General features: G+C 63.5%; 20 protein-coding genes and 1 pseudogene. 6 read left to right on the top strand and 15 right to left on the bottom strand.

The window, feature by feature from the left end; all coding sequences use genetic code 11:
- Nucleotides 1–33 precede the first annotated feature (33 nt).
- The 8 genes from D0T11_RS14930 to D0T11_RS14895 form a co-directional block, all read right to left on the bottom strand.
- Nucleotides 34–1,215, bottom strand: coding sequence for an acyltransferase family protein (locus D0T11_RS14930; protein ID WP_119656603.1), 1,182 nt, complete (start codon nucleotides 1,213–1,215; stop codon nucleotides 34–36).
- 56 nt (nucleotides 1,216–1,271) lie between these two features.
- On the bottom strand, nucleotides 1,272–2,570 hold the full coding sequence (locus D0T11_RS14925) for a RagB/SusD family nutrient uptake outer membrane protein (protein ID WP_119656602.1): 1,299 nt from the start codon (nucleotides 2,568–2,570) through the stop codon (nucleotides 1,272–1,274).
- Between the two features lie 12 nt (nucleotides 2,571–2,582).
- The gene (locus tag D0T11_RS14920; RefSeq protein WP_119656601.1) at nucleotides 2,583–5,774 is read right to left on the bottom strand and encodes a SusC/RagA family TonB-linked outer membrane protein; all 3,192 of its coding nucleotides are present in this window, start codon (nucleotides 5,772–5,774) and stop codon (nucleotides 2,583–2,585) included.
- A gap of 152 nt (nucleotides 5,775–5,926) precedes the next feature.
- A complete protein-coding gene (gene nagB / locus D0T11_RS14915; protein ID WP_119656600.1) occupies nucleotides 5,927–7,858 on the bottom strand; it encodes a glucosamine-6-phosphate deaminase in 1,932 nt (643 codons plus the stop codon).
- Nucleotides 7,859–7,973: 115 nt separating this feature from the next.
- Nucleotides 7,974–9,776 carry a glycoside hydrolase family 10 protein gene (locus tag D0T11_RS14910; RefSeq protein ID WP_119656599.1) on the bottom strand — a complete coding sequence of 601 codons (1,803 nt, stop codon included), beginning with the start codon at nucleotides 9,774–9,776 and terminating at the stop codon, nucleotides 7,974–7,976.
- A 125-nt stretch (nucleotides 9,777–9,901) separates the two neighbouring features.
- Nucleotides 9,902–10,438, bottom strand: a complete 537-nt coding sequence (locus D0T11_RS14905) for a M15 family metallopeptidase (RefSeq protein ID WP_262681984.1) — start codon at nucleotides 10,436–10,438, stop codon at nucleotides 9,902–9,904.
- Between the two features lie 226 nt (nucleotides 10,439–10,664).
- A complete protein-coding gene (locus D0T11_RS14900; protein WP_119656597.1) occupies nucleotides 10,665–10,925 on the bottom strand; it encodes a hypothetical protein in 261 nt (86 codons plus the stop codon).
- 79 nt (nucleotides 10,926–11,004) lie between these two features.
- The gene (locus D0T11_RS14895; protein ID WP_119656596.1) at nucleotides 11,005–11,415 is read right to left on the bottom strand and encodes a hypothetical protein; all 411 of its coding nucleotides are present in this window, start codon (nucleotides 11,413–11,415) and stop codon (nucleotides 11,005–11,007) included.
- A gap of 250 nt (nucleotides 11,416–11,665) precedes the next feature.
- Between D0T11_RS14895 and D0T11_RS14890 the strand changes: the two genes are divergently transcribed.
- From D0T11_RS14890 to D0T11_RS14880, 3 genes are all read left to right on the top strand, one after another.
- Entirely contained in the window at nucleotides 11,666–12,511 is an 846-nt protein-coding gene (locus tag D0T11_RS14890; protein WP_119656595.1) for a hypothetical protein, read from the top strand.
- 111 nt (nucleotides 12,512–12,622) lie between these two features.
- A complete protein-coding gene (locus tag D0T11_RS14885; protein WP_119656594.1) occupies nucleotides 12,623–13,495 on the top strand; it encodes a rhomboid family intramembrane serine protease in 873 nt (290 codons plus the stop codon).
- A 103-nt stretch (nucleotides 13,496–13,598) separates the two neighbouring features.
- Nucleotides 13,599–14,789 (top strand): esterase/lipase family protein, encoded by a 1,191-nt coding sequence (locus D0T11_RS14880; RefSeq protein ID WP_119656593.1) that lies wholly within the window; start codon nucleotides 13,599–13,601, stop codon nucleotides 14,787–14,789.
- Nucleotides 14,790–15,067: 278 nt separating this feature from the next.
- Here D0T11_RS14880 and D0T11_RS14875 read toward each other — a convergent pair whose 3' ends face one another.
- The 4 genes and pseudogenes from D0T11_RS14875 to D0T11_RS14865 form a co-directional block, all read right to left on the bottom strand.
- Complete coding sequence (locus tag D0T11_RS14875; RefSeq protein WP_119656592.1) at nucleotides 15,068–15,772, bottom strand: outer membrane beta-barrel protein; 705 nt, start codon at nucleotides 15,770–15,772, stop codon at nucleotides 15,068–15,070.
- 9 nt (nucleotides 15,773–15,781) lie between these two features.
- Complete coding sequence (locus D0T11_RS22165) at nucleotides 15,782–16,138, bottom strand: hypothetical protein (protein WP_147374674.1); 357 nt, start codon at nucleotides 16,136–16,138, stop codon at nucleotides 15,782–15,784.
- A 105-nt stretch (nucleotides 16,139–16,243) separates the two neighbouring features.
- A complete protein-coding gene (locus D0T11_RS22160; RefSeq protein WP_147374673.1) occupies nucleotides 16,244–16,723 on the bottom strand; it encodes a hypothetical protein in 480 nt (159 codons plus the stop codon).
- A 278-nt stretch (nucleotides 16,724–17,001) separates the two neighbouring features.
- Nucleotides 17,002–17,265, bottom strand: a pseudogene (locus D0T11_RS14865) (DUF5110 domain-containing protein); the annotation flags it as partial.
- A gap of 258 nt (nucleotides 17,266–17,523) precedes the next feature.
- Between D0T11_RS14865 and D0T11_RS14860 the strand changes: the two are divergent.
- Nucleotides 17,524–18,654 (top strand): glycosyltransferase family 4 protein, encoded by a 1,131-nt coding sequence (locus D0T11_RS14860; RefSeq protein WP_119656589.1) that lies wholly within the window; start codon nucleotides 17,524–17,526, stop codon nucleotides 18,652–18,654.
- On the top strand, nucleotides 18,651–19,151 hold the full coding sequence (locus D0T11_RS14855) for a YdeI/OmpD-associated family protein (RefSeq protein ID WP_119656588.1): 501 nt from the start codon (nucleotides 18,651–18,653) through the stop codon (nucleotides 19,149–19,151). The genes D0T11_RS14860 and D0T11_RS14855 overlap by 4 nt, the downstream gene beginning before the upstream one ends.
- A gap of 243 nt (nucleotides 19,152–19,394) precedes the next feature.
- Here D0T11_RS14855 and D0T11_RS14850 read toward each other — a convergent pair whose 3' ends face one another.
- Nucleotides 19,395–21,440 carry an alpha amylase C-terminal domain-containing protein gene (locus D0T11_RS14850; RefSeq protein WP_119656587.1) on the bottom strand — a complete coding sequence of 682 codons (2,046 nt, stop codon included), beginning with the start codon at nucleotides 21,438–21,440 and terminating at the stop codon, nucleotides 19,395–19,397.
- Between the two features lie 278 nt (nucleotides 21,441–21,718).
- On the opposite strand from D0T11_RS14850, the gene ggt reads away from it, so the two are divergent.
- Nucleotides 21,719–23,512, top strand: coding sequence for a gamma-glutamyltransferase (gene ggt / locus D0T11_RS14845; protein ID WP_119656586.1), 1,794 nt, complete (start codon nucleotides 21,719–21,721; stop codon nucleotides 23,510–23,512).
- A gap of 289 nt (nucleotides 23,513–23,801) precedes the next feature.
- On the opposite strand, the gene D0T11_RS14840 is transcribed toward ggt, so the two are convergent.
- Both D0T11_RS14840 and D0T11_RS14835 read right to left on the bottom strand, forming a co-directional pair.
- The gene (locus tag D0T11_RS14840; protein ID WP_119656585.1) at nucleotides 23,802–24,152 is read right to left on the bottom strand and encodes a hypothetical protein; all 351 of its coding nucleotides are present in this window, start codon (nucleotides 24,150–24,152) and stop codon (nucleotides 23,802–23,804) included.
- An 88-nt stretch (nucleotides 24,153–24,240) separates the two neighbouring features.
- A complete protein-coding gene (locus D0T11_RS14835) occupies nucleotides 24,241–24,756 on the bottom strand; it encodes a YceI family protein (RefSeq protein ID WP_182888427.1) in 516 nt (171 codons plus the stop codon).
- Nucleotides 24,757–25,047: the final 291 nt, after the last annotated feature.

The raw sequence follows: 25,047 nt of genomic DNA, 5'->3' as shown, positions 1-25,047 counted from the left end.
GCTAAATCCGTTAAAACCCGCGCCAATCCGTGGTCAGACTTTGACGATGATGTTGCGCCGGTGCATGAGCCAGAGCACCGCGTACCAGATGAGCACGCAGGCCAGCGCCCCGGCCAGCGAGGCGTTGACGGGACTAAAAAAAGGTGTAAAAAACCGCTCGTAAAGCCAGGTTTTGGCCGGGACTTCACCCGATTCAGTGGGCACTTGCAGCATGTTCAGCCAGCGCGCGATAACGCCCGAGAGAAAGAACACGGTGATGGCATTCACGCCGTACACGCGGCCGAAGCGGGTGAGCCAGCCGCGCCAGCCCTGCACGTCGCAGAGCCAGTACAGGGCCGCCAGCGCCGCGCCGGCCAGCCCGCCGGTATAGAGCACGTAGGAGCTCGTCCAAAGGCTTTTATTGATGGGCAGCCACAGGTTCCAGACGAGCCCGAGCATGCTGGCCGCGCCGCTGGCCAGCAGCAGCCACACCACCCGGCTGGCCGTTTCGGGCTGCGGGCGGCGCAGCCACTGGCCTGCCAGCAGCCCCAGCAATCCGGTCCCGATGGCGGGCAGGGTGCTGAGCAGACCCTCCGGGTCCCAGGTTTTGCTTTGCACCCAGAGGTGGTTTTCGCCCAGCACCGTTCTATCCAGCCAGGCCCCGAGGTTGGTGGCGGGCTCCAGGTTGGGCAGGCCGAAACCGGGTACGGGCACCAGTTGCAGCAGCACGTTGTAGCCGATGAGCAGCGTCGCCAATAGCCCCAGCTGCGTGCGCCAGCCCGTTTTCACGAACACCGTTCCGCAGACCAGAAACACCAGCGCAATCCGCGGCAGCACGCCCATAATGCGCACGTGGGCAAAGTCGAACTTCGGCTGCAAGGCCATCAACAGGCCCAACCCGAACAGCACCGCCGCCCGCCGCGCCACCCGTCCCAGCAGGGCCGCGTGCCGGGCCGTCGCCCGTTTCGCCGAGCCCAGCGCATACGTGATGCTCACGCCCACGATGAACAGGAAAAACGGGAAAATCAGGTCGGTGGGCGTGCAGCCGTGCCACTCGGCGTGCTCCAGGGGCGCGTAAATGTGGCCCCAGTCGCCGGGGTTGTTCACCAGAATCATGGCCGCCACCGTGAGGCCCCGGAACACGTCGAGTGAGAGGAGGCGGCCCGGCTGGGAGGCTTCGGCCAGCGGCAGTGCGCCGGTGGTTTCAAGGGCGGTCTGGGTGGTGACGGTGGTCATATTAGTAGGCTGAAGCGGTTAGCTGAAGGGCCGTCCCTTGAGCTAACCGCTCCCCATTAATTGGCTGGGTCAGGGGGCGTGTTGCCGTTGTTTTCGCGCTCGATGCGCGGGTAGGGGTAGAAATTGCGGTTGCGCTCGGCCCCCGGCTGCCCCGGCCCCGGCCGCCCAAAGCGGCGGCTGTCGCCGAGCCGGAAACCCTGGAAAGCCAGTTCAATGGAACGGTTGCGCAGGATTTCGAGCAGCACGGCATCGGCCGTGAGCGGACCCGAATAAGCGGGCAGGCCGGCCCCGAGGCCGAACGCGTCTTGGGCCGGCTGCTTGGTGAGCACCTTGTTGAGCTCAGTCACGGCGTTGGCCAGGTCGCTTTTGCGGGCGTAGGCCTCGGCCCGGATCAGCAGCATTTCGCCCGGCACGTACACCGGAATTGGTGCGTCGTTGGCGGTGTAGAAACCCAACCCGCGGTTCTGGGTGGGCAGCGGCGCGGCCCGCACCAGAAACGGAATGCGCTTATCGTCGGGGCTGGGAGCCAATGGCCCGGTCAGGCCCAAATTCACATTGGTAGGCTCGAAGATGTTGCGGTTGCCGAACACCACGTCGAAGAGCGGGTTGCGGGCATTAACGTTGAAGTTGAACACCGAGCGGCTGCTCAGGTTCACACGGCCGGCGGCGGCCAGGGCCTTGTCGTAGTCGCCGAGCACGAGGCTGTAGCGAGCAATCAGGGCTTGCAAGGTGTTGGCCAGGTCGATGCCGGGCACGATGCGGCTCGTGAACTCCCCCGATACCGGCGTGGCCGCCAGCTGGGCGGCGGCCGTTTCGAGCTGGGCCACGGCGCTGCGCAACGCCTCCTGGCGGGGCACGAACGGGGCGTTTTCGCCCGTCGAAAGCGACGTCTGCTCAAAGAACTGGGCCATGTCGCCCAGCGTCAGGGCCCGGAAAATACTGGCGTAGGCCACCAGGCCGCTGCGGGTGCCGGGGTCGTTGGCGTTGTTCACGTTGGCCAGCACCAAATCGGCGTTGGCCCGCACCAGCTGGGCCGTGGTCCAGAAGTTGCGCACCACGGCGTTGTCGTTCACCACGCTGGCCCCGCCCGTGGCAATGTTGTTCTCATCCACGTTGCCCTGATTGAGAATCATCATTTCGCGGGTGCTCAGGCCGCTCAGGGCCACTTTGTTGTAGAGCACGCTCACCAGCCCGCCCGTGCTGTAGCGGGCCTGCAAGCCGTTGCAGAGCAGTGTCAGGCCCTCGGCCGAACTCACGGCCTGGTCCTGGCTCACGGTGCTGGGATTGAAATATTCCTTGTTGCAGCCGCCCAGCACAAGCGTGCCGGCGACGAAAAACAGCAGTATCTTTTTCATGACGAAAGAAGGCTAGAAGGTGGCCGCCAGGCGGATTTGGTAGGAGCGCGGGATGGGCACGTTGCCGAAGTCAATGGCCCGCAGCAAATCCGACGAGCCGCCGGCGCTGGTTTCGGGGTCGAAGCCGTTGTAGTTGTCCCAGGAATAGAGGTTGCGCCCGATCAGCGAGAGGTCGAGGGCGCTGATGTACTTGCTGAACGTAGGCAGCCCGTAGCTCAGGGCCACTTCGCGCAGCTTCACGTACGAGCCATCATCGACGCGGAACTGCTGGGTGTTGTAGATGGCGAAAATGTAGCCCCGGGGCAGTTCGCCGCGCAGCTCTTTCTCAGCCAAATCGCCCAGGCCCACACCCTGACGGGTGCGCTTGTCGGCATTGAACACGTCCACGCCCTGCACCGCATCAAGCAGCACCCGCAGGCCCAGCTTTTTGTAGGTAAAGTTGGTGGAGAACGAGCCGGTCCAGTCGGGGTTGGGGTTGCCGATGATGGCCTGGGCCACGGTGGTACCGGGCGCGTAGCTGGGCTGGCCGTCGGCCCCGCGCGAGGGCACGTAGCTCACCGAGCCCGGGGCCTGGCCGCTGGTGCGCTCATCCTGCGGGAAGCCCTGGGAAGTGAGCAGCAGCGAGCCGTCGGGGTTGCGGGCGTAGGTCGAGCCGTAGAACACGCCCGCCGGCTGCCCCTGGAGCAGGTACACCGGCGCGCCGGCCGAGTTGGAAATGGCTATTGCCTGCACGTTGCCGTTCGAGCCGGGCAGGCTCAGCACTTTGTTGCGGTTGCGGCTGAACACGGCCGTCATGTCCCACGAGAAATCGGTGGTGCGGATGGCCGTACCGTTGAGCAGCACCTCCAGGCCCTTGTTTTCCATGGTGCCCACGTTGTCGATGATGGACGAGCCGCCGGTGGTGGGGGCCAGGTTGCGGGCCACCACCAGGTCGGTAATCTTCTGGCGGTATACCGTCACGCTCAGACCCAGCCGGTCGCCGAAAAAGCCCAGGTCCACCCCACCCTCCAGCTCGTTGAGGCGCTCGGGGCGGACGCGGTTGTTGGCCAGCTGCGCCCCCGGCACCAGGGCATTGCGCGGGAAGGGCACGGCATTGAACTGGTAGAGGCGGTCGTAGGGGCCGATGCCGTTCAGGTTGCCCGCGTCGCCGTAGCTGGCCCGCAGCTTGAGCGTGTTAAAGGTTTGGGCGAAGGCCGCGTTCTGCCACGCCCCCAAATCGGAGAGCACCAGCGAGCCGCTGACTTTAGGGTAGTACTGGTTGGTTTCGGAGCTGGAAAAGCGCGACGAGCCGTCGCGGCGCAATGCCCCGGTCAGGAAGGCCAGGTTGCGGTAGCCCACGGTGGCCTGGCCGTAGAACCCGTTTAAGTCCGACTGGGCCAGCGAGTAATCGGCCTGCACGCTGGCCGAGGAGGCCCCCCGCACGGTGGTGATGAAGGGAGTCAGGAACTGGCCCTGCTGGGTGGCCAGCGAGTTGCGCAGGTACTGGTAGTTGTAGCCGGCCCGCAGGTTGAGCTTGAAATCCTCCGAGAAATTGTACTCGTAGCCCAGGTTGACGTCGGAGTTGAGGTTGATTTCGGTGTTGTTGGCGTCGGAGGCAAACCCATCGGGGTAGCGGGCCGCCGGCAGGCCCGCCGTGGCCTGGTACGGATAGGGCCGGATGTAGCCCTGCCCGACCTGCGAGTAGGCATCAACGCCCAGAATGTAGTCGAAGCTGAAGCCCTTGAACGGCGTCAGGTTCACTTGCAGGTCACTGATGGTGCGGTTGGTGGCCTGCGTGAACTTCATGTCCTCGATCGTCGAGAGCGGGTTGACGCGGGTGGGCTCGACGGCCAGCAGGTTGCCGTTGCTGTCGCGCCGGGTGATGTCGTAGATGTTGTTGGTGATGTTGATGGCGTTGATGGGGCTGTAGAACACGTTGCCGTTGGCCTTCTCGCTGGCTGAGCTGTTGATGTAGCTCACCCCGGCCGACACCTTGGCCCAGCTGGTCAGGCGCTGATCGACGCGGGCGCGCAGGTTGTAGCGCGTGAAGTCGGTGTCCTTGATGATGCCCTGGTTTTTCAGGTAGCCCGCCGACACGAAGTACTGGGTGCGCTCGGAGCCGCCCGAAATCGACACCCCGTTGTCGGTGCCGGAGGCGGTGCGGAATATCTCCTTGAAATAGTCGTAGCGCGGCACATCCACGAGGTTGCTGGCCAGTTGGGTGGTGGCGTTGGCGCGGGTTACCGGGGTGGTGGTCGTGCCGGGGTTGGCCGCTATCTGGGCCGGCGAAATGCCCCCAATCGTGTACAGCCGCAGCCCCTGGAAGCCGAACTGCTTACCGTAGGTATTCACGGGCACCGATTTGCGCAGCTCGTTCAGCTGGAAGCTGGTGTAGGCCGACACCCGCGGGGCGCCCGACTTGCCGCGCTTGGTGGTAATGATAACGACGCCATTGGAAGCCCGCGAGCCGTAGATGGCGGCGGCGGCGGCCCCGTTCAGCACGTTCAGGCTCTCGATGTCGTTGGGGTTGATGTCGGCCAGGCGGTTCTGGCCGGGGTTGGCCACCCCGATGTCGTTGCTCAGGACCCGCTGCGACACGTTGGTGCTCTGGTTGCTCACGATGACGCCGTCAATCACGTACAGCGGGTCGGAGGAGCCCGAAAGCGAGGTAATGCCGCGCAACTTGATGGACATGGAGCCGGAGGGGTCGCCCGAGTTCTGGGTTATCTGGGCTCCGGCCACCTTGCCCTGCAAGGCGTTGAGCAGCTGCCCGGTGCCCGTTTTTTGCAGCTGCGCCCCGTCCACTACCGTAATAGCGTTGCCCAGCTCGCGGCGGTTCACGCTCACCGTCGAGCCGATAACTACCACGTTGTCGAGGGCCTGGCTGGCCGAGTTGAGCGTGACGTTGGTGACTACTGCGGTGCTGGTGCCGAGCGTGATGGCCCGGGTTTCAGTTTTGAAGCCGATGGCTGAGAGCGTGAGCCGGTACGGGCCGGGGGCCTGATTGAGGGTGAGCTGGTAGTTGCCCTCGGCGTCGGTGGCGGTGCCCAGGGTGGTGCCGGCCAGCAGCACCGTCACGCCCGGCAGGCCCTGGCCCCGCTCATCGGTTATGCGGCCCTGCAACGTGTAGGGCTGGCTGGTTTGGGCGCGGGCCGCCGCCAGCGGCAGCACGGCCAGCCCGCCCAGCAGCAACAGCCGCCCGGGCGTAAAGTAGTGGTGGAGCATAGGAGTAGGATTTGGAGCGGAAAAGAACGCAGGTCTTCCGCCCGGCAAACCGGCGGTAAACCTTCTGTAATATATAGTTTTACCTGATTTTTCGGCGCCACCTCCCCCCAACCGTTCCCTGCCCCCATCAGGGCAGCACTTAACCGGCGGGCTTACGCCTCAGATGCGCCTTGAAAATCCCACTGCACAAACGCCTCGATGCCCTCGTACTCGGGCAGGCCGAGCTGGTCGTAGAGGCGGGCGGTGGTGCGGTTGCGGGCCTCGGCGCGCTGCCAGAACTCGCGCTGGTCGGCGCCCGGAAACAGGGGGCGGTCTTTCTGGCTCTGGTGCTTGAAGATGGCCCGGCGCTTGCGCGTGAGTTCCTGGGGGCTTAGCGGTACGGCCATTTCAATCTGGTCCACGTCCCACTCCTGCCAGGCCCCGCGGTAAAGCCACACCCGGCAATCGGTGAGCCAGTCGGTTTCTTGCGCGTGCAGCCGCTGCACGGCCTGCATGATGGCGGCCAGGCACACGCGGTGGGTACCGTGGGGGTCGGACAGGTCGCCGGCCGCGAAAATCTGGTGGGGCCGCAGCTTTTCCAGCAGCTCCACGGTCAGGCGGATGTCCTCCTCGCCCAAGGGCTTTTTGCGCACCCGGCCGGTTTCGTAGAAAGGCAGCTCCTGGAAATGGGCGCGGGTATCGGGGTCGAGGCCGGCGTGGCGCAACGCGCTCTTGGCTTCCCCGCGCCGGATGAGGCCCTTGATCTGCTGGACTTCGGCCGAATCGACCTGGCCGGGCTCCTTGGTTTTGAGGAAGTCGGCCACCCGCTGGTACAGGTTCTCAGCGGGCTGGTCATCAAACCGAAACAGCTCGTCGTAATCGGCCACGAACTCGGCAAAGCGCACGACTTCCTCATCGAACACGGCAATGTTGCCCGAGGTTTGGTAGGCCACGTGCACCTCGTGGCCCTGATCGACGAGGCGCAGCAGCGTGCCGCCCATCGAAATCACGTCGTCGTCGGGGTGGGGCGAGAAGATGAGCACCCGCTTGGGGAAGGGCGCGGCCCGCTCGGGGCGCAGGGTATCGTCGGCGTCGGGCTTGCCGCCGGGCCAGCCGGTAATAGTGTGCTGGAGCTCGTTGAAAACCCGGATATTAATGGCGTAGGCCTGCCCTTCCGATTCGGCCAGCAGCTCCGAGAGGCCGTTTTCGTTGTAGTCTTCGTCGAGCAGCTTGAGGATGGGCTTTTCTACCAGCCGGGCCAGCCAGGTTACGGCTTTGCGCACGAGGGCCGGCTGCTGCCAGTCGCAGGTTTCACCGGCCAGCCAGGGCGTTTTGCGGGGGCTGAGCTCGGCGGCGGCGGCCTCATCGAGCACCACTTGCACGGCCGGGTGGTGCTGCAGGTAGGTAGCCGGCACGGTGTCGGTGGGCTCGCCTTCCACCAGGCGTTTCACCACCGCGGCCTTGCCCTCGCCCCAGGCCAGCAGCACCACGTGGCGGGCTTCCAGAATGGTACCTACGCCCATCGTGAGGGCCCGGCGGGGCACGTTTTCCTCGCCGTAAAAATCGGAGGCTGCGTCGGTGCGCGTGATGTGGTCGAGGGTGATGAGGCGGGTGCGCGAGCCGGATCCCGAACCGGGCTCGTTGAAGCCGATGTGGCCCGTGCGCCCGATGCCCAGCAGCTGCCAGTCGATGCCCCCGGCAGCCACAATCTGCGCCTCGTAGTCGCGACAGTAGTCAGCTACCTGTTCAGGCAGCACCGTGCCATCGGGAATGTGGATGTTTTCGGGGCGGATATCCACGTGGTCGAACAGGTACTCGTGCATGAAGCGCACGTAGCTCTGCAACGAGTCGGGGGCCATGGGGTAATACTCGTCGAGGTTGAAGCTGACCACGTTCTGAAAGCTGAGCCCCTCCTGCTGGTGCAGGCGCACGAGCTCCTCGTACACGCGGGTCGGCGACGAGCCGGTGGCCAGCCCCACCACGGCCGTCTGGCCGGCGGCGGCCCGCTCCCGGATGAAGTCGGCCAGCTCGCGAGCCACCTGGGCGGAGGCCAGTTCGGAGTCGGGGAAGGTGCGGACGGGGACGCGGGGGGCAGCAGTGGGCATGGCGCGGATGGGTTAGGAGCAACCCCGGAACTTGCTTCCGGACCCGGGGAAGTTGCTTCTTTACCCGCACTTATCAAAATTGCACTGCTGCCCACGCAACACGCCCCTGCCCTATCTATCTGCCCCCGAATAACCGCTCGAAGAAGCCCCTGCGCTTTTTGGTTTTGGTTTTCACCTTGACCTTGGTGGGGGCCTGGGCGGCGCCGGGGCGGGTGGCAGCCGGACGGGTAGCGGGCCGGGCCACCGCTACCGGAGCTGGCTCGGCAGCAGCGGCCGGCACCGGCGCGGCCGGAGGTGCGGGAGTTGGTGCCGGTTGCGGCTCGGGTGGAGCCTGGGCCACGATGATTTCGGCGGCGCGGCCGGTGGTGCGCACCCACACCGGGCGGCTTTCGTTGTGCAGGCGGTCGAGGGCGGTGAGGTAATAGGCGTAGGCCTCGCCGGGGCGGGCGGTGGTATCGGTGAAGGCCAGGCCGTAGCCGGCGCGGGGGCGCACCAGGGCCAGCAGGTTGCGCGGGTCGTCGGGGCGGGGCGTTTGCTCAGGCGTGAAGCGGTAGAGGGCGTAGTAAGCCGCTTGGTCGCCGTCGGGGGCGGGCGGGGCGGGTTGCCAGGTAAGTACGTTGGCCGACCGGGTGGCCGTGAGCAGGAGCTGTAGGGGTGGTAGCGGCGGCACGGCATCGAGCCAGGGCATTACGGGTGGCAGGGCCGGGTAGCGAAACTCGTGCTGGCGCAGCGAATCGGTGGTGTGCAGGGCGTTGGCCATCAACGATTTTGAGCTAAAGAACACGCTGCCCTGGATTTCGGCCGGGAACGTGCGGTTCAGGCGCACCTGCCGGGGCAGCTCGCGGGGGTTGCGCCAGATGGTGTCGGCGCGGGTGTTTTCGAGCATCCGGTAAGCCCCCTGCCCGATATACACGTGGCGGTTGTTGGCGTTGCGGGCCCACCACTCCACCAACACCGGATAGCGGGCCACCTTGAAGCCGGTGCTCCAGTAGAGCTGGGGCAGCACGTAATCGACCCAGCCCTGGCGGGTCCATTCCAGCGCATCGGCGTACAGGCCGTCGTAGCCCTCGAAGGCGCGGGTATCGGAGCCATTAGGGTCGGTGTTCTGGTTGCGCCACACGCCGAAGGGCGAGATGCCGAACTTCACCCAGCGCTTGGTCTGGCTGATGGATTCGTGCAGGTCGCGGATGAGCAGGTTCACGTTCTGCCGCCGCCAGTCGGCCAGCTTCAGGCCGTCGGGGTTGAAGCGGGCGTAGGCATCCTCGTCATGGATCACCTGCCTAGCCTCCGGGTAGGGGTAAAAATAGTCGTCGAAATGCACCCCGTCGATGTCGTAACGGCTCACCACGTCCAGAATGACGCGGTTGATATACTGGCGCACTTCGGGCAGGCCGGGGTTGTAGAGCAGCTTGCCCGAAAAGCGGATAAACCACTCGGGGTGGCGGCGGTAGGGGTGGCCGGCCGCGAGGCGGCGGCTGAGCGTGTCCATGGTGGCCCGGTAAGGGTTGAACCAGGCGTGGAACTCCATACCCCGGTTGTGGGCCTCCTCAATGAGAAACGGCAGCGGGTCGTAGTAGGGCGCTGGGGCCTGGCCCTGGGTGCCGGTCAGCCACTTGCTCCAGGGCTCCAGTTCGCTCTTATAGAAGGCATCGGAAGCGGGCCGCACCTGCACGAATACCGCGTTGATGCCGCTACGCTGGTGGTCGTCGAGCATGCGGCGGTACTCGCGGCGCTGCTGCTCGGAACTCAGGTTGCGGCTGCTGGGCCAGTCGATGTTCTCCACCGTGGCAATCCAGACGCCCCGCAGCTCCCGCTTGGGCGGTATTTCGCCCGACTGAGCCCAACCAGCCGGGGAGGCCAGCACAAGCGTGATGAGCACTAGAAAAGCAAAGCGGAGGGCGGCAATCAGTTTTAGCATTGCCGCGAATTTACGGGAAACAACGTGAAACGATGGGTTGACGCTCCAGTTATTCTCACTGCACTAATGCTATAATCGAAGGGTGGAGAAATAATCCCACCATCTCGTTAGCTCATCATTTCGCCTTATCCCAACTCCTCAAACGAAATATCCAGCGGGCCGAAATCGGCCCAGCGCTGATGGGCATAGTGCCACCACTCGCCAGGATAATTGGCAAAGCCCTGCTGCTTCATAGCGGCCAGCAGCATGCTGCGGTTAAAGAGCACGTGAGCGGGGAGCTGGCCATAGCCGGAGTGGGTAGCGGGCTGATACTCTTGGAAATCGGTGGGTAGCGGCAGCGGGCGTTGGCTGGCCAGTTCGACCAAGCCTACGCCCACGGCGCAACCCCGCGTATGGGGCAAATGGCTCCAAGGCGGATCCACCAGCTTCTCGGGCGGGCACATAAGCTCGGTGGTGAGGCTGTAAGGATGGTAAGCATCATACAGGCACAGCCCGAGACCCCAGCCGCTGAGCGTTGCCTGCACGCGCTGTAAAGCTTCGGCTACGGGGCGGCGCAACAGGGCCCGCGCCCGGGCATAAAGGGGGCGGCCCAGCAACGTTTGGGCGGTAGCAAAGCGTAGATCTAGCACTAGGCCCGGAATCAGCTTGGCCACATCGAGCATTTCTCCCTCTGCGTTGCCAACTAAATATCGGCGATATTCGGCGGCAGAAGTTGTGATGGAAAATGTGGAGGGTTCGGCGGCCATAATCAATGAGGAAGCTCAACCATTGGCTCGGCAACGGACCCGAGGACGTACGCAAGACGGAGGAAATGGTTACTGAAACAGGCTCATAACAAACTGCCCAGCCACTTGTTGGCCGGGCGGTTTATTTGGGGTAGAGCGAAAGCTATTCGGCCTTTTTGTCGGAGCGGGATGATTCGGACTTCGTCGGGCCACCTTCCAGGCCGTTGGTCTGGTCGCTGTCGCCGTAGCCACCCCGGATGCCTGAGCCGTCGCCCATGTGCTCCTGGGTGCTTTCCGGAATTGCTGCTTCAGGGTTGCTACCGGACTGCTCGGCCGAATCGGTCTGCTGGGCGGCCGAGGCCGCGCCATCGGCAATGAGGTCGGCCGCGTCGGCGTTCTTATCTTTTTCGGGAGCGTTTTTCATGGGGTAGAGATTTGAGGGGAAGAAGCCGGCCCTACCCATCCTTTGTCCAAAATACGGAAGCGGGTAGAGCCGGAAGGGGTTAAGCCGGGTTATCGGCGTCGCCCATTTTGCCGCCGTCATTAGCCGAACTGGAGGCCGAGCGGGCGTTAGTGTACTCGGTATTATAGGCCGTGGTGTTCTTCGTCTGGTTGGCCTGCTCCTGGTCGGCGCCACCGCCGTCATTCTTCTGATCGGCTCCGGGCTGGCCCCCGCGGTTGCTACTGCCTTGGGCATTTTGGGGGCCGCTATCGTGCGAACCACCCCGGTTGCCGCCGTTGTTGCCGTCGTTGTCGGGCGAGGAGGTGAGCGACCTACCCCCCTGCTGCTGAACACTTACACCACCCACATTTTCGGGGCGGGGCGCGTTGTTGCCACTATTAGCCACCTGCTGCTGGGTGCGGTTGTGTTCGTTCTCAAGTTTTTCGTTAGGGGTGTTCTTATCAGTTGCCATAAAAAAGGATTGGTTAAGATGAAAAAAAGATGATCCGTTGGCCATAGCGCCACCCGAAAGTGCGCTTCGGCAATGGAAAATAAAGGGGTGATAGAACGGTGGCCATCCGGTCATTATCGGCCGAGCCAGCCGCCACTCCTACTTGGTTATACGCGCCCTACAGCGTTGGCGTTGGCAAAAGGCGATTGGAAATTCGGGCATTTTCCTCAATTTGGAGGCCTTTTCGCCCTATCCGCTGTCTTCTTATGCTATGTTGAGCCCTGCTGCCAGCCCCGATTCATTCCTGGAAAAAACTACCGCCCAGCTTCAATACCTTACCCAGCACCCTGATCTATACCACCAGACGGTAGTGGCCGAAGCCCGCCGCGAATTACGGCGGCGCGGTGCGCTCGTGCCCAATTCGGTTGCGACTGCAGCTACCGCCCCGGATGCCGCCGCCGACGTAGCTTACCAAGCCGATGAGCCGGCGAGCGGGCGGCGCTGGTGGCCAGCGGCGGCGGCCGGGCTGGTAGTCCTGGCCGGCCTGGGCTGGTGGAGCCTGCGCGACACGCCCACCAACACCCCCACTGCGCCGGCCCACCAAGAGCCTATCGTGCTCGAAGCCGTTAAGGCCCACCTGTTGCCTTCCTTCGAGCGGGAAGCCGCCAACCAGATGGGCCAGACGCACCGCCTGCTGCCCGCCGCCGACCGGGCCGATACCACCGCCGCCGGCCGCTACGGCCGCATGGCCCGCCGCTACTGGCTGGCCGAAAACGCGGCCCAACACCTCATCGCCCAGGCATTGGGTGACTCCACGACCGACGTTTTTGCCGATCAGGCGGGTATCGGGCTGGAGCGGGTGAACTGGTTTATGCGGGCCAAAGCCTACGACCAGCACCTGACGGCTGAAATGGAAAGCCGCCTGGACCTGATGCAGCGCGGCCTGGAGTTGCGCCGCACAATGCTCCAGACGCTCCGCTCCCGCGCCGAAGCCCAGCATCCGCTGGTGGACGACGGCCTGCGCCACGACCAGCAGGAGGCGCTCAGCATCAGTCAGGAAGTGCTGGGCCACTATGGCAAGGGCCGGGCCATTCAGGGCCGCATGTCGGATTTGTAGCCGGACCGGTAATCCTGTCAGCCGGTGGGGGCTGGCAGGGTTTGTGAAGCCGGCCGCGCATGCTGGTTTCGGTGCGCCGCTTGGGCGGCTCCGGCTCCGCCCCCTCCGCTCATGGCTGCTTCCCCCGATTCCGACCATCCCACCGACCCCGTCGCCCTGTTCGCCGGCAAAACCGACGCCGAACTGCTCTACCTGGCCCGTTACGCGGCGGAATACCCCGCGCCCGTGGGCCAGGCCGCCGTGCGGGAATTGCAGCGACGCGGTTTGGTACCCGAGGTGTCGGAGCTGCCCGCCGGCCCGGTTCGTCCGCCGGTTTCGCTTCCGGAGCCTTCGGCGGGCAGTGGCCTGCGACGGACTGTGAAGGGCATATTTGGGTTTCGGAACGGATACCGGGCTATACCGGCGCTGCTGTGGCTGAACTTACTCGGGTTTCTGCTGCTTGGGCTGGGCGGGGCCAACCTCTGGCAGCCGGCCGCCGCCGACCTCATCCGGTGGGGGTCCAACTTTTCGCCCCTTACCCTGCCCGGCCAGCCCTGGCGGCTGCTCACCAGCACGTTTCTGCACGGCGGCGTGGCCCATTTGGTTATGAATATGGCGTCCCTGGTGTTTCTGGGGCTGCTCACGGAACGCCTGACCGGTTCGCGGCGGCTGTTGTGGGTGTACCTGGTGAGCGGAGTGGGAGGCAGCTTAGCCAGCCTGTGGTGGCATAGCCAGGGCGTGAACTCGGTGGGGGCATCGGGGGCCATTTTTGGGCTCTACGGGCTGTTACTGGCCACGCTGGTACGACGGCCGGCCGTGTTTTCGCGCTCGGAGCGCTATACCGTGCTGCTGTTCGTGCTCTACCTGATGGTGGGCAGCCTGGTGGGCGGGCTCCAGGCCCACACCACCGATAATGCGGCCCACGTGGGCGGGTTGCTTACCGGCGCGGCCCTCGGGGCCGTGCTGCCCGCACCGGCCCCACCGTCCCCACCACCGGCCGGCTAGCGGCGGCTGTCGGGGGCGGCAGATTTCTTTGCGCGCCGTCGAAGTCGTACCTTTTACCCATCTGCTCATTGCCGGCTGCCGCCGGTTTCCCCACCCCTAACCCGTGAACGAGCCCCAGGACCCCACTTCCGATTCGTCGGCCGCCAACTTGCCCCCACCCTCCCGCTGGCAGCGCTTCGGGCGCGTCGTGGGCCGGGTTGCGCGGGCTCCCTTCGATGGGGCCGGCCTGCTCTACCGCGTGGGCCAGGACAACCTGCACTTCACGCTGCCCGTGCTCAACGGCGCTTTCGGCGACCAGCTGGCGGCCCGCCACGACCGGCGGGCCATCCCGTTCAGTTTCCGCCGCCACGGGGCCGATGTTGCGGTAGCCGACCTACGCCTCGGGCCAGCGGCCGATGGCCGGCCGCGCAAAACGGTGGTGTTCCTGCACGGGCTCATGGGCGACGAAATCATCTGGCAAACCGGCAACGGGGCCGAAGACCTGCGCTTCGGCCCGCTCCTGCAACGGGATACCGACGTGTGCTGCCTCTACGTGCGCTACAACACCGGCCTGCACGTTTCCGAAAACGGCCGACAGCTGCACCAGTTGCTCACGGAGTTGGTCGTTACGTTCCCCGACGTGGTAGGTGAGCTGGTGCTGGTGGGCCACAGCATGGGCGGGCTGGTCATCCGCTCGGCGGGGTATTATGGGCAGGAAGAGGAAACCAAGAACGACAGCGCGCGTGAGGAATCTGGTCCACCAGATAGCCAGAACCCCTCGTCAACCGAACCCCAATCTCCGGCTACCCACCACCAACCTACCTGGCTGGGGCGGCTGCAAGACGTGTTTTTGCTGGGCGTGCCGAACGACGGCTCGTTTCTGGAGCAGAACAGCCACTTCACCAGCCTCGTGCTGCGCAAGATCAACCTCTGGCCCACCCGCGCCATCAGCGGCCTGATGGACCAGCGCAGCAACGGCATCAAGGACCTGCGCCACGCCCGGCTGGTGGATGCCGACTGGCAGAACGAGCACGCCGATGACCTGTTTCCGCCCCGCACCGTGGTGCCGCCCCTGCCCGGCGTGCGCTACCATGTGCTGGTGGGCTCGCTGCTGAAAACGGCCACCTCCGCCCTGCACGACTACTTCGGCGACGGGCTCGTGGGCGCGGGCAGCGCCGCCGGCCGCGTTTTCCAGGACCCCGCCGCGCCCCAGGACCTACTCATCAGCACCCACATCTACCCCCAGCTCCACCACGGTACCCTGCTCAGCAACCCCGAAGTGTACCAGTACCTGCGCGACCGGGTGAAGGAGTAGTTTTTGGTTTTTTAAGGTGTCGACCCCGGCCTCAACAGAAGGTTACACAAAGAGCGGCCTTCTCTGGTAGGATGAGCGCTCTTTCTTTAGTGAAAACCAACAAAGCCTACCCAATCACCGGTTCCGTGAAGGCGGCCCCGATGAGGACGGCGGGACAGTGAGGCCGGTTTCGGTGGTGACTTCCAGGCCCTGGGCTGGCTGGCCGTCGGTGCTGAAGGCGGAGGCCAAGAGGGGCAGGCCGTGCAGGATAACGCGGTAGGTGTGCCCGCCACTCCCTTTTATCGTTTGGGTAATTTAAAGTTGAAATTGTAGCGTAACCCAATTTTATGATTTTCCGTCAGGCCAGTAGGGTTTCCAATGACGTTGGTATGCACTTCGGAGGGGAGATCTTTTAAGATGTGATTGAAACTCAGTTCACCTACAATTTCCAGATGCTTCCAAAGCAAATATCGCCCGCTCAAACCTGCTGTCACGTAAAAATCGGATGATTCACCCTGCTTGTAATAGTAATCTAGTACATCTACTCCTTCAGTTCTCGTAAATTCGGAATCTGCTTGTTGTCTGACAAAGCTGATGCTACCTATAACATCAGCCTGAAATCGACTTTTAGCATTTCTTCTAATAGCATACCTGAATTTTATCGGCATTCCAATTGCCTGAGAATTACTCTTTAATCGTTCGGCTATTGGCATGCCATTCAAACCAGTTCCCTGTGCTATACTCTCGCTATGCTGCTTACTATATAGCAGCCCCGTCTCCATAGATAATCTATTGCTAACATTTACACCAACACCCAACTGCCAAGGCCCGAAAGATATTACAGAAGGTTGTATACCAGAGCGTGAATCATAAAAAACTTCATACACGCTATAGCCTCTGCTTACGGTCAAATGATATTTATGCAAAAGCTTTGAATCACCCGAATCTTGTGCTCGGCTGCATATTGACACCAAGGTCATGATAACAATTAATATTATTTTCATATAAATATTTTATCTACTCTTTTTACATAAGTAAATAAATTTTCCTCCGGCTCCCTGATTTAAATCGACAGCATATTTATACCATCCTACAGGTGGCTTAATTTTGTCATTATCACCAGATAGTAATCCAATTTCTATTGGACTACCAGGCTGCTTTGTCTGATAAGACCAGATATAAGAACCGTAAGCACCATTGTTAAGATCTTGAGGACCAAAGTTAGAGTAGCCGTACCTGTTGTATTCATAAATATGATAATAATCAATACTAGGATCAGGAGCACGACTTCCACCAGTCTTAATTTCAATATTTGTAACAGGACCACTCGAGTATCTATAATTTCTATGATATTCTATCCCGTTCTGCACCTTTTTAGGGTCACGGACAAACGTCAGATATATAAAGCTCCCCCCCGCCTGATCGTTTAAATCAAGAGGAAGCCGTGTGTAGTCCGGCGGGTCATTCGGATTGACTCAACTATTGCTGACGATCTTCAAATCATAGATATATCCATTAGGATTGTCTATCGCGCTATATGCTCCCTGATTCTCGCTCGACACAAAAACAGGCGGAGCACCCCCACCTCCCACACAGGTACCCGGATTATCGGGCTCCCCATTATCTCCACCACAAGGAATCAAAAACCCAGGCTGGGGATTAACAACTGTTCCCTCGTGGTCTACAATAGCTTCCCGCTCAAAACTGTTGTACTTCGGCCGACTTGGGCGAGGCCCACTTCCTTCGAATACTAAACGGGTGCCCTTGCTAACGTACTGCCGTAGAGGGTCATTTGCCTCCCCCGCCGCTATCTTCTGCTGAAAATTCTGCCAGGCTTTGCCTTCTGATACTGCTCTTTGCGCAGGCTCAGGATTGGAGATGCTGGCTTCTTTGTTGCAGCTCACCCCCCCCATCAATACTGCTGCCAGAATACTTAGTCGTACTGTCTGTTTCATACTGTTATAAAAATATGTAAAAAAACGATGAACGAGCTAAAACAGTCGACAAATAAAGCATTCAACCGGATAGAAACCTATTATCTAATCGAGTAATCAAATACTTTTCCTAGCAAGGCGCAGAAGCCAACTAAGAAGGCGACAGAATACCTCCCATAGCTACAAGCCGAAGAGTATCGAAGCAGTAAAGGGATTTTAGAAAAAGGATGGTATCGCTTAATCGCAGTCGTCATGCAGCAACCAGAACTACCCAATTACCAGTTCCGTGAAACCGGCCCCTACCACCACGCCGGGCCGGTGAGGCCGGTTTCGGTGGTGACCTCCAAGCCCTGGGCCGGCTGGCCGTCGGTGCTGAAGGTGGTGGCCAGGGAGGGCAGGCCGTGGACCACCACGCGGGAGGTGCGCCAACTGGGCTGGTAGTCGCTCTCGGTTTGCTGCTGGAGCAGCAGGCCGGTTCCGGAGCCCGTGACGCGGAAGCGGCGCACGGTGCGCTGGCCCTGCTCGTAGCCATATCCTTCGCCCCCGTCGCTGTAGAGCACGCTGGTTTCCCCGCCTTTCTTGTACTACGCGTGCAGGCCATGCAAGCAAAAAGTCGGGAGAAAGAAAGCGGGGAGCAGCGGTTTCGGACGTAAACGCGGCCGGCCTGTTAGCGGCTGGCCCCACAGATAAACCGGCAGGCGGCGGAGCCCGCCGCCCACAACCGGGTTTTCGACGGATGCCCTTTCCGACACTGCGGGTACCTTTTTTCTCTACCTTGCCGTATTCCTGGAAACGCTTCCCGCCTGTTCAGCTATCCGCTTATGACCCCTGCTCCTTTCCGCGTGCTGCTGCTTGGCTGGAACGAAGCCCCCCGCGCCGGGGAGCTTGCGGTGCCCTCCGTCCGGCCCCTGGTCCACCACCTGGCCCCCCTGGCTCCCCTGTCGGTGATGCTGCCCCACCTGCCGCAGCCACCCTTCAGTATCCCGGCCACGGCCCGCGTTACGGGACTGGCCGACCTGAGCCTGGCTGAAGCCCTGGCTCCCCGCCCCCGCCCCGACCAGCGCCCCGGTGCCTGGCAACGCCCGGCGGCTCCCTACGTGGGCTCGGCCGGAACCGGGTCGGCCGGGGGCATCAGTGGGGCTTGGAATTCGCCAGCCGCCCCTTACCTGGGGGCCACGCCCGGCGCGGCCCCGGGTACCACGCCGGCCGTTACGCTCACCCCGGCGGACACGAGTCGGACCGGAACGGGTACTGGAAATAAGCTGGCCGACACCGCCGAAAACCCGGCAACGCTCCTTGACCACGACCTGCTGCTCAACCTCGACGAATTTGCCCGTGACGGTGCGGAGCCCGCCGTGGCCGAAGCCAATGCCCTCGACCAGCCCGCCGACGACTTGGTTGCCGACGAACGGCCTGCTGATGAGCTGACTGCTGATGAGTTGAAGGAAGCCCACGAGCCCTTACCGGCCCGGGTGCAGGCCACCCTGACCGAGGCCCTGGCCGCTTTGGGCGTGGACCTGCCCACCAGCACCGACCTCAACTTTCAGGTGATTCAATACGCGCGCTTTGCTACCCGCCGCGCCTTACTGGAAGAATTTGCCGTGATTTACGCCGTGGACTGGCCCACGTGGCTGGCGGCCCTGGAAATCCGCCACCAAACGGGCCGCCCTTTGGTGCTGCATGTGCACGAGCTGGTGGAGGAGCGCCCCAACTCCGACGAACGGGGCTGGGGGCTGGCCCTGGAACGCCTGGCCCTGCGCCGCGCCGACCTCGTGCTGGCCGCCTCCGACAAGGTGGCTCGCCGCCTCTACGAGCGGTACCAACTGCCGCCCGAGCGCCTGCGCATGATTTCCCCCACCGATACGGAAGCCATCAATACCATTCTTCACCAGCTCGAACACAGCATCCCGGGCCGCCAGGCCGTGGCCCCCTTTTTCCCGCCAACCGCATGATTTCCCCCGACTCCTCTGCCCGCCAACACGAATTCGATGCCCCCCTGGAAATGGATGGGGGCGACAATGGCGTATTCGTAGTCGTGCCCTTCAGCGTGCCCGACGAGTACGGCACCAAGGGCGCACTGCCCGTCCAGGGCACCATTGATGGCTTTCCCATCCGCCTGAACCTGATGCCCCTGGAAGGCGGCGACCAGCAGCTCCGGCATATGTTCAGCGTGCGCAAAGAAGTGCGCAACGCCATCGGCAAAACCTGGTCCGATACGGTGCACATCGTACTGCAGCACGATACCGACCCCACCGGCCTCGACCTGCCCGACGACTTGGCCCGCGCCCTGGACCGCACCGCCCTGCGCGCCCGCTTCGATGCCCTGCCCTTCACCCAGCGCAAGCAGCTGGCCCAGTGGATTGCCCGCGCCAAAAAGCCCGAAGCCCGTGCCCAGCGCATCACCGATGCCTTGGAGCAAGCCGAATCCGGCCGCAAAACGCGGCAGTAACGGCACCTCCTCCCCCCGGCCCCCGGTTCGCTTGAGGCGCGAAGCCTCGGGCAGAGGGCGAGCCTGACGTCAAGCAGGTGAGGTATTTCATCGGCAAAAACTTTAGTCAGGCATTAACCAGAAGAGCCCGCCGATAATCGGCGGGCTCTTCTGGTTGGTATTGTTCATTAGCTGGCGTCAGGCTCCCCCTCTCCCCCAGGCTTCGCGCCTCAAGCGAACCGGGGGCCAGGGGGTGAGGTGCCGTTACTGCCGTTCCAGTACCAGGGCGGTGCGGCTGGTGATGTAGAGGCTGAGCTTGTTCACGCCATCTTCCGCGAAGGTTTCGTACGTGTAATCGTCGTCTACGCGGTTAAAGCCGCCGAACCGGGCGTCGTCGGAGTTGAGGAGGATGCGGTAGCGGCCGGCGGCGGGCACGAAGAAGCGGTAGTCGGGCACGCTGCGCTCGATGTGGAAGCTGAAGACGAACAGCAGGGTGCCGCGCTCAAAAATCAGGACCTGGTTCTCGGGGTCGAGCTTGAGCTGGTGGGCGGGGCCGGCGGCCAGCAGGCGCGTTTTTTTGGCCATCGTCACCATAGCCGTGTCAAACTGCTGGAGGTACTGGAACTTGAGGTCGGGGTTGTCGGCCAGGTTCCACTGGCGGCGGGCGAAGTGGTGGCTCCAGGCGTTGCCTTCGCGGGGGAAATCGACCCACTCGGGGTGGCCGAACTCGTTGCCGATGAAGTTGAGGTAGGCCTCGCCGCCCAGGCTGAGCGTGGCCAGCCGGATGAGTTTGTGCAGGGCCATGCCCCGGGCCGCCACGGCATCGGGGTCGTCCTTGTGCATGTGGTCGTAAATGGCCTGATCAAAGAGCCAGTGGGCCAGGGTTTTGTCGCCTACCAGGGCCTGGTCGTGGCTTTCGGCGTAGGCCACCGTTTTCTCGCCGGCGCGGCGGTTGGTGAGCACGTGCCAGAGGTCGGGCAGGCTCCAGTTTTCGTCGCGGGTGTGCTTGAGCAGCTTGATCCAGTAGTCGGGGATGCCCATGGCCAGGCGGTAATCGAAGCCGATGCCGCCCTCCGCCGTGGGCCGGCACAGGCCGGGCATGCCGCTCATGTCCTCGGCAATAAGCAGGGCGCTGCGCTTGATTTCGCGGGTGAGCGTGGTAGCCAGTTGCAGGTACAAAATGGCGTCCTCGTCCACCTCGGGGCCGAAATACGAGTCGTAGCCCCCGAAGCTCACGCCCTCGCCGTGGTGATGGTAGAGCATGCTGGTGATGCCGTCGAAGCGGAAGCCGTCGAAGTGGAATTCCTCCAGCCAGTAGCGCACGTTGCTGAGCAGGAACTGCTGCACTTCGGGCTTGGCGTAGTCGAATAGCTTGGAATCCCAGCCCGGGTGGTTGCCGCGCGCGCCCTCGTGGAAGTACTGGTGGCCGGAGCCATCGAAGTTCGCCAGGCCTTCGGCCTCGTTCTTCACGGCGTGCGAATGCACCACGTCGAGCAGCACGGCCAGGCCCCGGCGGTGGGCTTCGTTGATAAGGTACTTGAGCTCCTCGGGCGTGCCGAAGCGCGAGGATACGGCAAAGAAGTTGGCCACGTGGTAGCCGAACGAGCCGTAGTACGGGTGCTCCATCACGGCCATCAGCTGGAGGCAGTTGTAGCCCTCGGCCTGAATGCGGGGCAGAATCTGGTCGGCGAATTCGAGGTAGGAGCCCACCTTGCCTTCTTCCAGGGCCATGCCCACGTGGGCCTCGTAAATGAACGGCTCCCGCACCGCGTTGGCCACCCGGAACTTCTGATCGGTCCAGACAAACGACTGCTCCGGCCGCCAGACCTGCCCGGCGAAGTCCTTGGTTTCGGCGTCCTGCACGGCCCGGCGCAGCATAGCCGGCAGGCGGTCCTGGCCCCCGCGCGCCGACACCACGTGCACCTTGTAGAGGGAGTGGTGGGTAAGCCGGTCCTGGTACTCCTTATCGGGCAGAAAAACCTCCCACACACCGTCGTCGGTGCGAGTGAGCGGGGTGGCCTGCCGGTTCCAGCCGTTGAAGTCGCCGATGAGGGCCACGGCCTGGGCGGCGGGGGCCCACTCGCGGAACCAGTAGCCCCGGCGGCGGCCGTCGTAGTGCAGGCCCAGACGCTGGTGGGCCGTAGCGAACTTGCTGAGCGAGCCATAGTGGGCTGTTATATCGGCCAGCCGCTGCGCCAGTCGTGCCTGCCGCTTCAGCAGGGCCGGCTCGTAGGGCGTCAGCCAGGGGTCGTGGCGAACCAGGGCCAGTTGGGGCGTAGCGGTTGCGGCGGAATCAGTCGTCGTTGTCATGGCGCGGGTGGTGGAGTATGGAGGCGAAGCCCAAAACTACGCGGATTACGCAATTGGGGGAGCGAGGGGCTGGGGAATTGGGTTGATGGGGGAATGGGGGGAGCATTACAGGTTCTGTTATCCTGAGCGGCGCGGAGGACCTTGTGCTCCAGAGCAAGCATCATCATCCAACAATCAGCGCCAACTGGATAAGGTCCTTCGCGCCGCTCAGGATAACAGAACCTATAACGCCCCCCGGACTCCCACCAACCCAGCCACCCAGTCACTACCTTGCCGGCATGAAACGCCTTTTGTACCCCCTGTTGCTGGCGGCGCTGGTGGCCTGCACCACTACCCCGCCCACTACCTCTTCTCTGGCCGAAACCGCCTCCGCTGCCGCCCTGGCCGCGCCGGTGCCCGCGGCTACGCCCGTGGTGGCCGACCATGCGCTGGTTACGTCGGCCCACCCGGAGGCTACGCGCATCGGGGTGGAGATTCTGCAACGGGGCGGCAACGCCTACGATGCGGCCGTGGCCGTGCAGTTTGCCCTGGCCGTGGCCCTGCCGGCGGCCGGCAACATCGGGGGCGGGGGCTTCCTGCTCTACCGCGGGGCCGACGGCCAGGAAGGCGCCCTGGACTTCCGCGAAACCGCCCCCGCCGCCGCGTCCCGGGATATGTACCTGGATGCGCAGGGCAACGTAATCCCCGACCTGAGCACCCTGGGCCACCGGGCCGCCGGCGTGCCGGGCACCGTGGCCGGCATGTGGGAGCTGCACCAGAAGCGGGGTAAACTGCCCTGGAAAGACGTAGTGGAACCGGCCGTGCAACTGGCGTTAGGCGGAGTAAAGCTGACGGAAAAGGAAGCCGCCGGGCTGAATGCCAACCGGGCGGCCTTTGTTCGCCTCAATCCCCGAGGCACTGCATATCTGAGGCCTGATGCCAGTAGCTACGACTTAGGCACCTATACCGACCCGCAGCCAACCTTCCGCCCTTGGCAAGCGGGCGACGTAATCCAGCATTTATATCTTACTCGCACCTTACAATATATCCGCGACCAGGGCCGCAACGGCTTCTACACCGGCCCCACTGCCCGGCTCATTGTGGCCGAAATGCAGCGCGGCCAGGGCCTGATTACCCAGGCGGATCTGGCGGGCTACCGGCCCCGGTGGCGCACGCCCCTGCACGGCCGCTACCGGGGCTACGACGTGCTTACGTTTCCGCCGCCCAGCTCCGGGGGCGTGGCCCTGCTGCAACTGCTCCAGATGCTGGAGCCCTACAACCTGCGCGCCGCCGGCTGGCACTCCCCCCAGGCCACGCACTGGATTACCGAAGCCGAGCGCCGGGTGTACGCCGACCGCGCCACCTACCTCGGCGACCCGGATTTTGGCCTTGTGCCGGTGGCTCAGCTGCTCGAACCCACCTATAACCAGCGGCGCATGGCCTCCACCCTGCCCCACCGGGCCACGCCCAGCGCCCAGGTAGCGGCCGGCCCCGGCCTGCCCGCCTACGAATCGGACCAGACGACCCACTACAACATCGTGGATGCCCAGGGCAACGCCGTGAGCTGCACCACTACCCTCAACGGGGCCTACGGCAGCAAGGTGGTGGTAGCCGGGGCCGGGTTCATCCTGAATAATGAGATGGACGATTTCAGCAGCAAGCCCGGCACGCCCAACGCCTACGGACTGGTGGGCGGGGCCGCCAACGCCATTGCCCCCGGCAAGCGGATGCTCTCCTCTATGACGCCCGCCATCCTGACCCGGGACAAAAAACTGGCCCTGGTGGTGGGCACGCCCGGCGGCAGCACCATCATCACCAGCGTGCTCCAGGCTATTCTGGGCGTGGTCGATTATGGCCAGAACGCCCAGCAGGCCGTGGCCGCGCCCCGCCTGCACCACCAGTGGCTCCCCGACCAGCTCGACGTGGAAGCCGGGGCCCTGCTGCCCGCCGCTCAGGACACCCTCCGTGCCCGCGGCTACCAACTCAAACCCCGCGCGCCCTGGGGCCGGGTCGAGCTTATCCGGGTGCTGCCCGGCGGCCGGCTCGAAGGCGGCGCCGACCCCCGCGGCGACGATGCGGCGGCGGGATACTGAGAAGTGAGAAGTGAGATGTAGAAGAACGTCATTCCGAGCGAAGGCGAAGCCGGAGCCGAGGAATCTCGCGTGCTGATGTTGCCACAGTAATCCTGACGTTGAGTTACTTTCCCAATGTCAGCACGCGAGATTCCTCGGCAAGCTCGGAATGACGTTCTATTTAGACTGACGTTCTGCTTCACCCGCTCTGGCCAACAACTCACCGACTCTGATAGAAGCAACCGCGCCGCTACTTCCCGGAGGAAATAGCGGCGCGGTTTACCGTAAAGGTCCAGACTGGCCGGTTGGTTTACGACATTTTGAGGTTGCCGGCGGCCGTTACCAGCGTCTGGCCGAGGTGGCGGAGCTGGTCGCCGGTGCCGTCGGTGAAGCTGTGCAGGTCGTGGGCGATGCGCGCGGTTTCCTGGCCCAGCAGCTGGAGGCTGGCGGCCATGGCGGGCCGGTCGTCGCGCTCCACGTGGGCGCGCAGGTTGCGCAGCTCGGTTTGCAGGCCGGTGAGGGCCGATCCGCCGAGGCCGTCGAGGGCCTGAATCCAGCCATCAATATAGCCCAGACCGGCCTCCACGGGGTGCTTGCGGGGGTTATCAAAGGTGTCGTAGATACCCTGAATAGTTTCTTCGATGCGGGCAGCGTTGTCCATGAGGCAGCGGGTTAGGAGAGGAGTAAGTTGTTAGCAGGAGTACGCCACCCGGGCCGCTGGTGTTGCCTGTTGATGGATGACGAGGCCCTTACTTGCTCACCGCCACCAGGTCGAAGGCGAGGCGGAACTCGTTGCGGATGGCGTAGGAGCCCAGGTTCTGGAAGAAGCTGCTGGAGTTGAAGTTGATGCCGAACTGCGTGCGGTCGATGGTGGCGGTACCGGTAGCGTGCACCTGCCCCTGCGCGTCCGGCTCCAGCGTAAGCGGAAAACGGATGGGCCGCGTAACGCCGTGCAGCGTGAGCAGGCCGCGGGCCTGGCCGGCCCGCACTTGCTGGAGCACGAACACGGCCGTGGGGTACTTGGCCACGTCGAAGAAGTCCTCCCCGCGCAGATGCTCGGCCAGTTGGGGCTGCTCCTGGGTGAGGGTGCGCATATCGAACTCGAAGCGGCCGGCGCGCGGGTTGCGGCCGTCGTAGGCAAAATGGCCCTGCCGCAGCTGCACCGTTCCGCTGGGCGCGTAGCTCCCCACTTCGGCGTACCCGGTCCACGTCACGGCCGCCGGCTTGATCTGGTACGTGACACGCTTAGAGCTGGCCTTAGCCACTTGCGGCGGTTGGCGGGCCGGGGGCAGCGGGGCGGGCAGCACTCAGGCGGAAGAGCAGTAGCAACGAGAGCAGGGCAGGGTAAGGGGTTTTCATGGCGCAATGATGGAAGTGGCCGACTTGCCGGCCGGATGAGAACGACAGACTAGTGCTTAGTCAGGTAAGTTAGCCAACAAAATAAGGGAGTCGGAGTTGAGATGATATGGCCCGTCCCCTGACTCCCTTTATCCTGCCGGCTGCTGATCAGTCTGCCCTCGAAAAGTTCACGCGTACCGGTCGCCGGCCCGTGCGGG

The sequence above is a fragment of the Hymenobacter rubripertinctus genome (assembly GCF_003583925.1).
In the GTDB taxonomy this organism is placed as follows: Bacteria; Bacteroidota; Bacteroidia; order Cytophagales; family Hymenobacteraceae; genus Hymenobacter; species Hymenobacter rubripertinctus.
The sequence above is the reverse complement of the archived record's forward strand: the minus strand, read 5'-3'. Positions and strand labels throughout refer to the sequence as shown.

What these genes read in the sequence shown, in the direction of transcription:
- D0T11_RS14895 (WP_119656596.1), bottom strand. Translation starts at nt 11,415, where the DNA reads ATGGCAACTGATAAGAACACCCCTAACGAAAAACTTGAGAACGAACAC.
- D0T11_RS14905 (WP_262681984.1), bottom strand. Translation starts at nt 10,438, where the DNA reads ATGCTCGATGTGGCCAAGCTGATTCCGGGCCTAGTGCTAGATCTACGC.
- D0T11_RS14875 (WP_119656592.1), bottom strand. Translation starts at nt 15,772, where the DNA reads ATGAAAATAATATTAATTGTTATCATGACCTTGGTGTCAATATGCAGC.
- D0T11_RS14850 (WP_119656587.1), bottom strand. Translation starts at nt 21,440, where the DNA reads ATGACAACGACGACTGATTCCGCCGCAACCGCTACGCCCCAACTGGCC.
- D0T11_RS14855 (WP_119656588.1), top strand. Translation starts at nt 18,651, where the DNA reads ATGATTTCCCCCGACTCCTCTGCCCGCCAACACGAATTCGATGCCCCC.
- ggt (WP_119656586.1), top strand. Translation starts at nt 21,719, where the DNA reads ATGAAACGCCTTTTGTACCCCCTGTTGCTGGCGGCGCTGGTGGCCTGC.
- D0T11_RS14885 (WP_119656594.1), top strand. Translation starts at nt 12,623, where the DNA reads ATGGCTGCTTCCCCCGATTCCGACCATCCCACCGACCCCGTCGCCCTG.
- D0T11_RS14925 (WP_119656602.1), bottom strand. Translation starts at nt 2,570, where the DNA reads ATGAAAAAGATACTGCTGTTTTTCGTCGCCGGCACGCTTGTGCTGGGC.
- D0T11_RS14860 (WP_119656589.1), top strand. Translation starts at nt 17,524, where the DNA reads ATGACCCCTGCTCCTTTCCGCGTGCTGCTGCTTGGCTGGAACGAAGCC.
- D0T11_RS14910 (WP_119656599.1), bottom strand. Translation starts at nt 9,776, where the DNA reads ATGCTAAAACTGATTGCCGCCCTCCGCTTTGCTTTTCTAGTGCTCATC.
- D0T11_RS14930 (WP_119656603.1), bottom strand. Translation starts at nt 1,215, where the DNA reads ATGACCACCGTCACCACCCAGACCGCCCTTGAAACCACCGGCGCACTG.
- nagB (WP_119656600.1), bottom strand. Translation starts at nt 7,858, where the DNA reads ATGCCCACTGCTGCCCCCCGCGTCCCCGTCCGCACCTTCCCCGACTCC.
- D0T11_RS14840 (WP_119656585.1), bottom strand. Translation starts at nt 24,152, where the DNA reads ATGGACAACGCTGCCCGCATCGAAGAAACTATTCAGGGTATCTACGAC.
- D0T11_RS14920 (WP_119656601.1), bottom strand. Translation starts at nt 5,774, where the DNA reads ATGCTCCACCACTACTTTACGCCCGGGCGGCTGTTGCTGCTGGGCGGG.
- D0T11_RS14890 (WP_119656595.1), top strand. Translation starts at nt 11,666, where the DNA reads ATGTTGAGCCCTGCTGCCAGCCCCGATTCATTCCTGGAAAAAACTACC.
- D0T11_RS22160 (WP_147374673.1), bottom strand. Translation starts at nt 16,723, where the DNA reads ATGAAACAGACAGTACGACTAAGTATTCTGGCAGCAGTATTGATGGGG.
- D0T11_RS14900 (WP_119656597.1), bottom strand. Translation starts at nt 10,925, where the DNA reads ATGAAAAACGCTCCCGAAAAAGATAAGAACGCCGACGCGGCCGACCTC.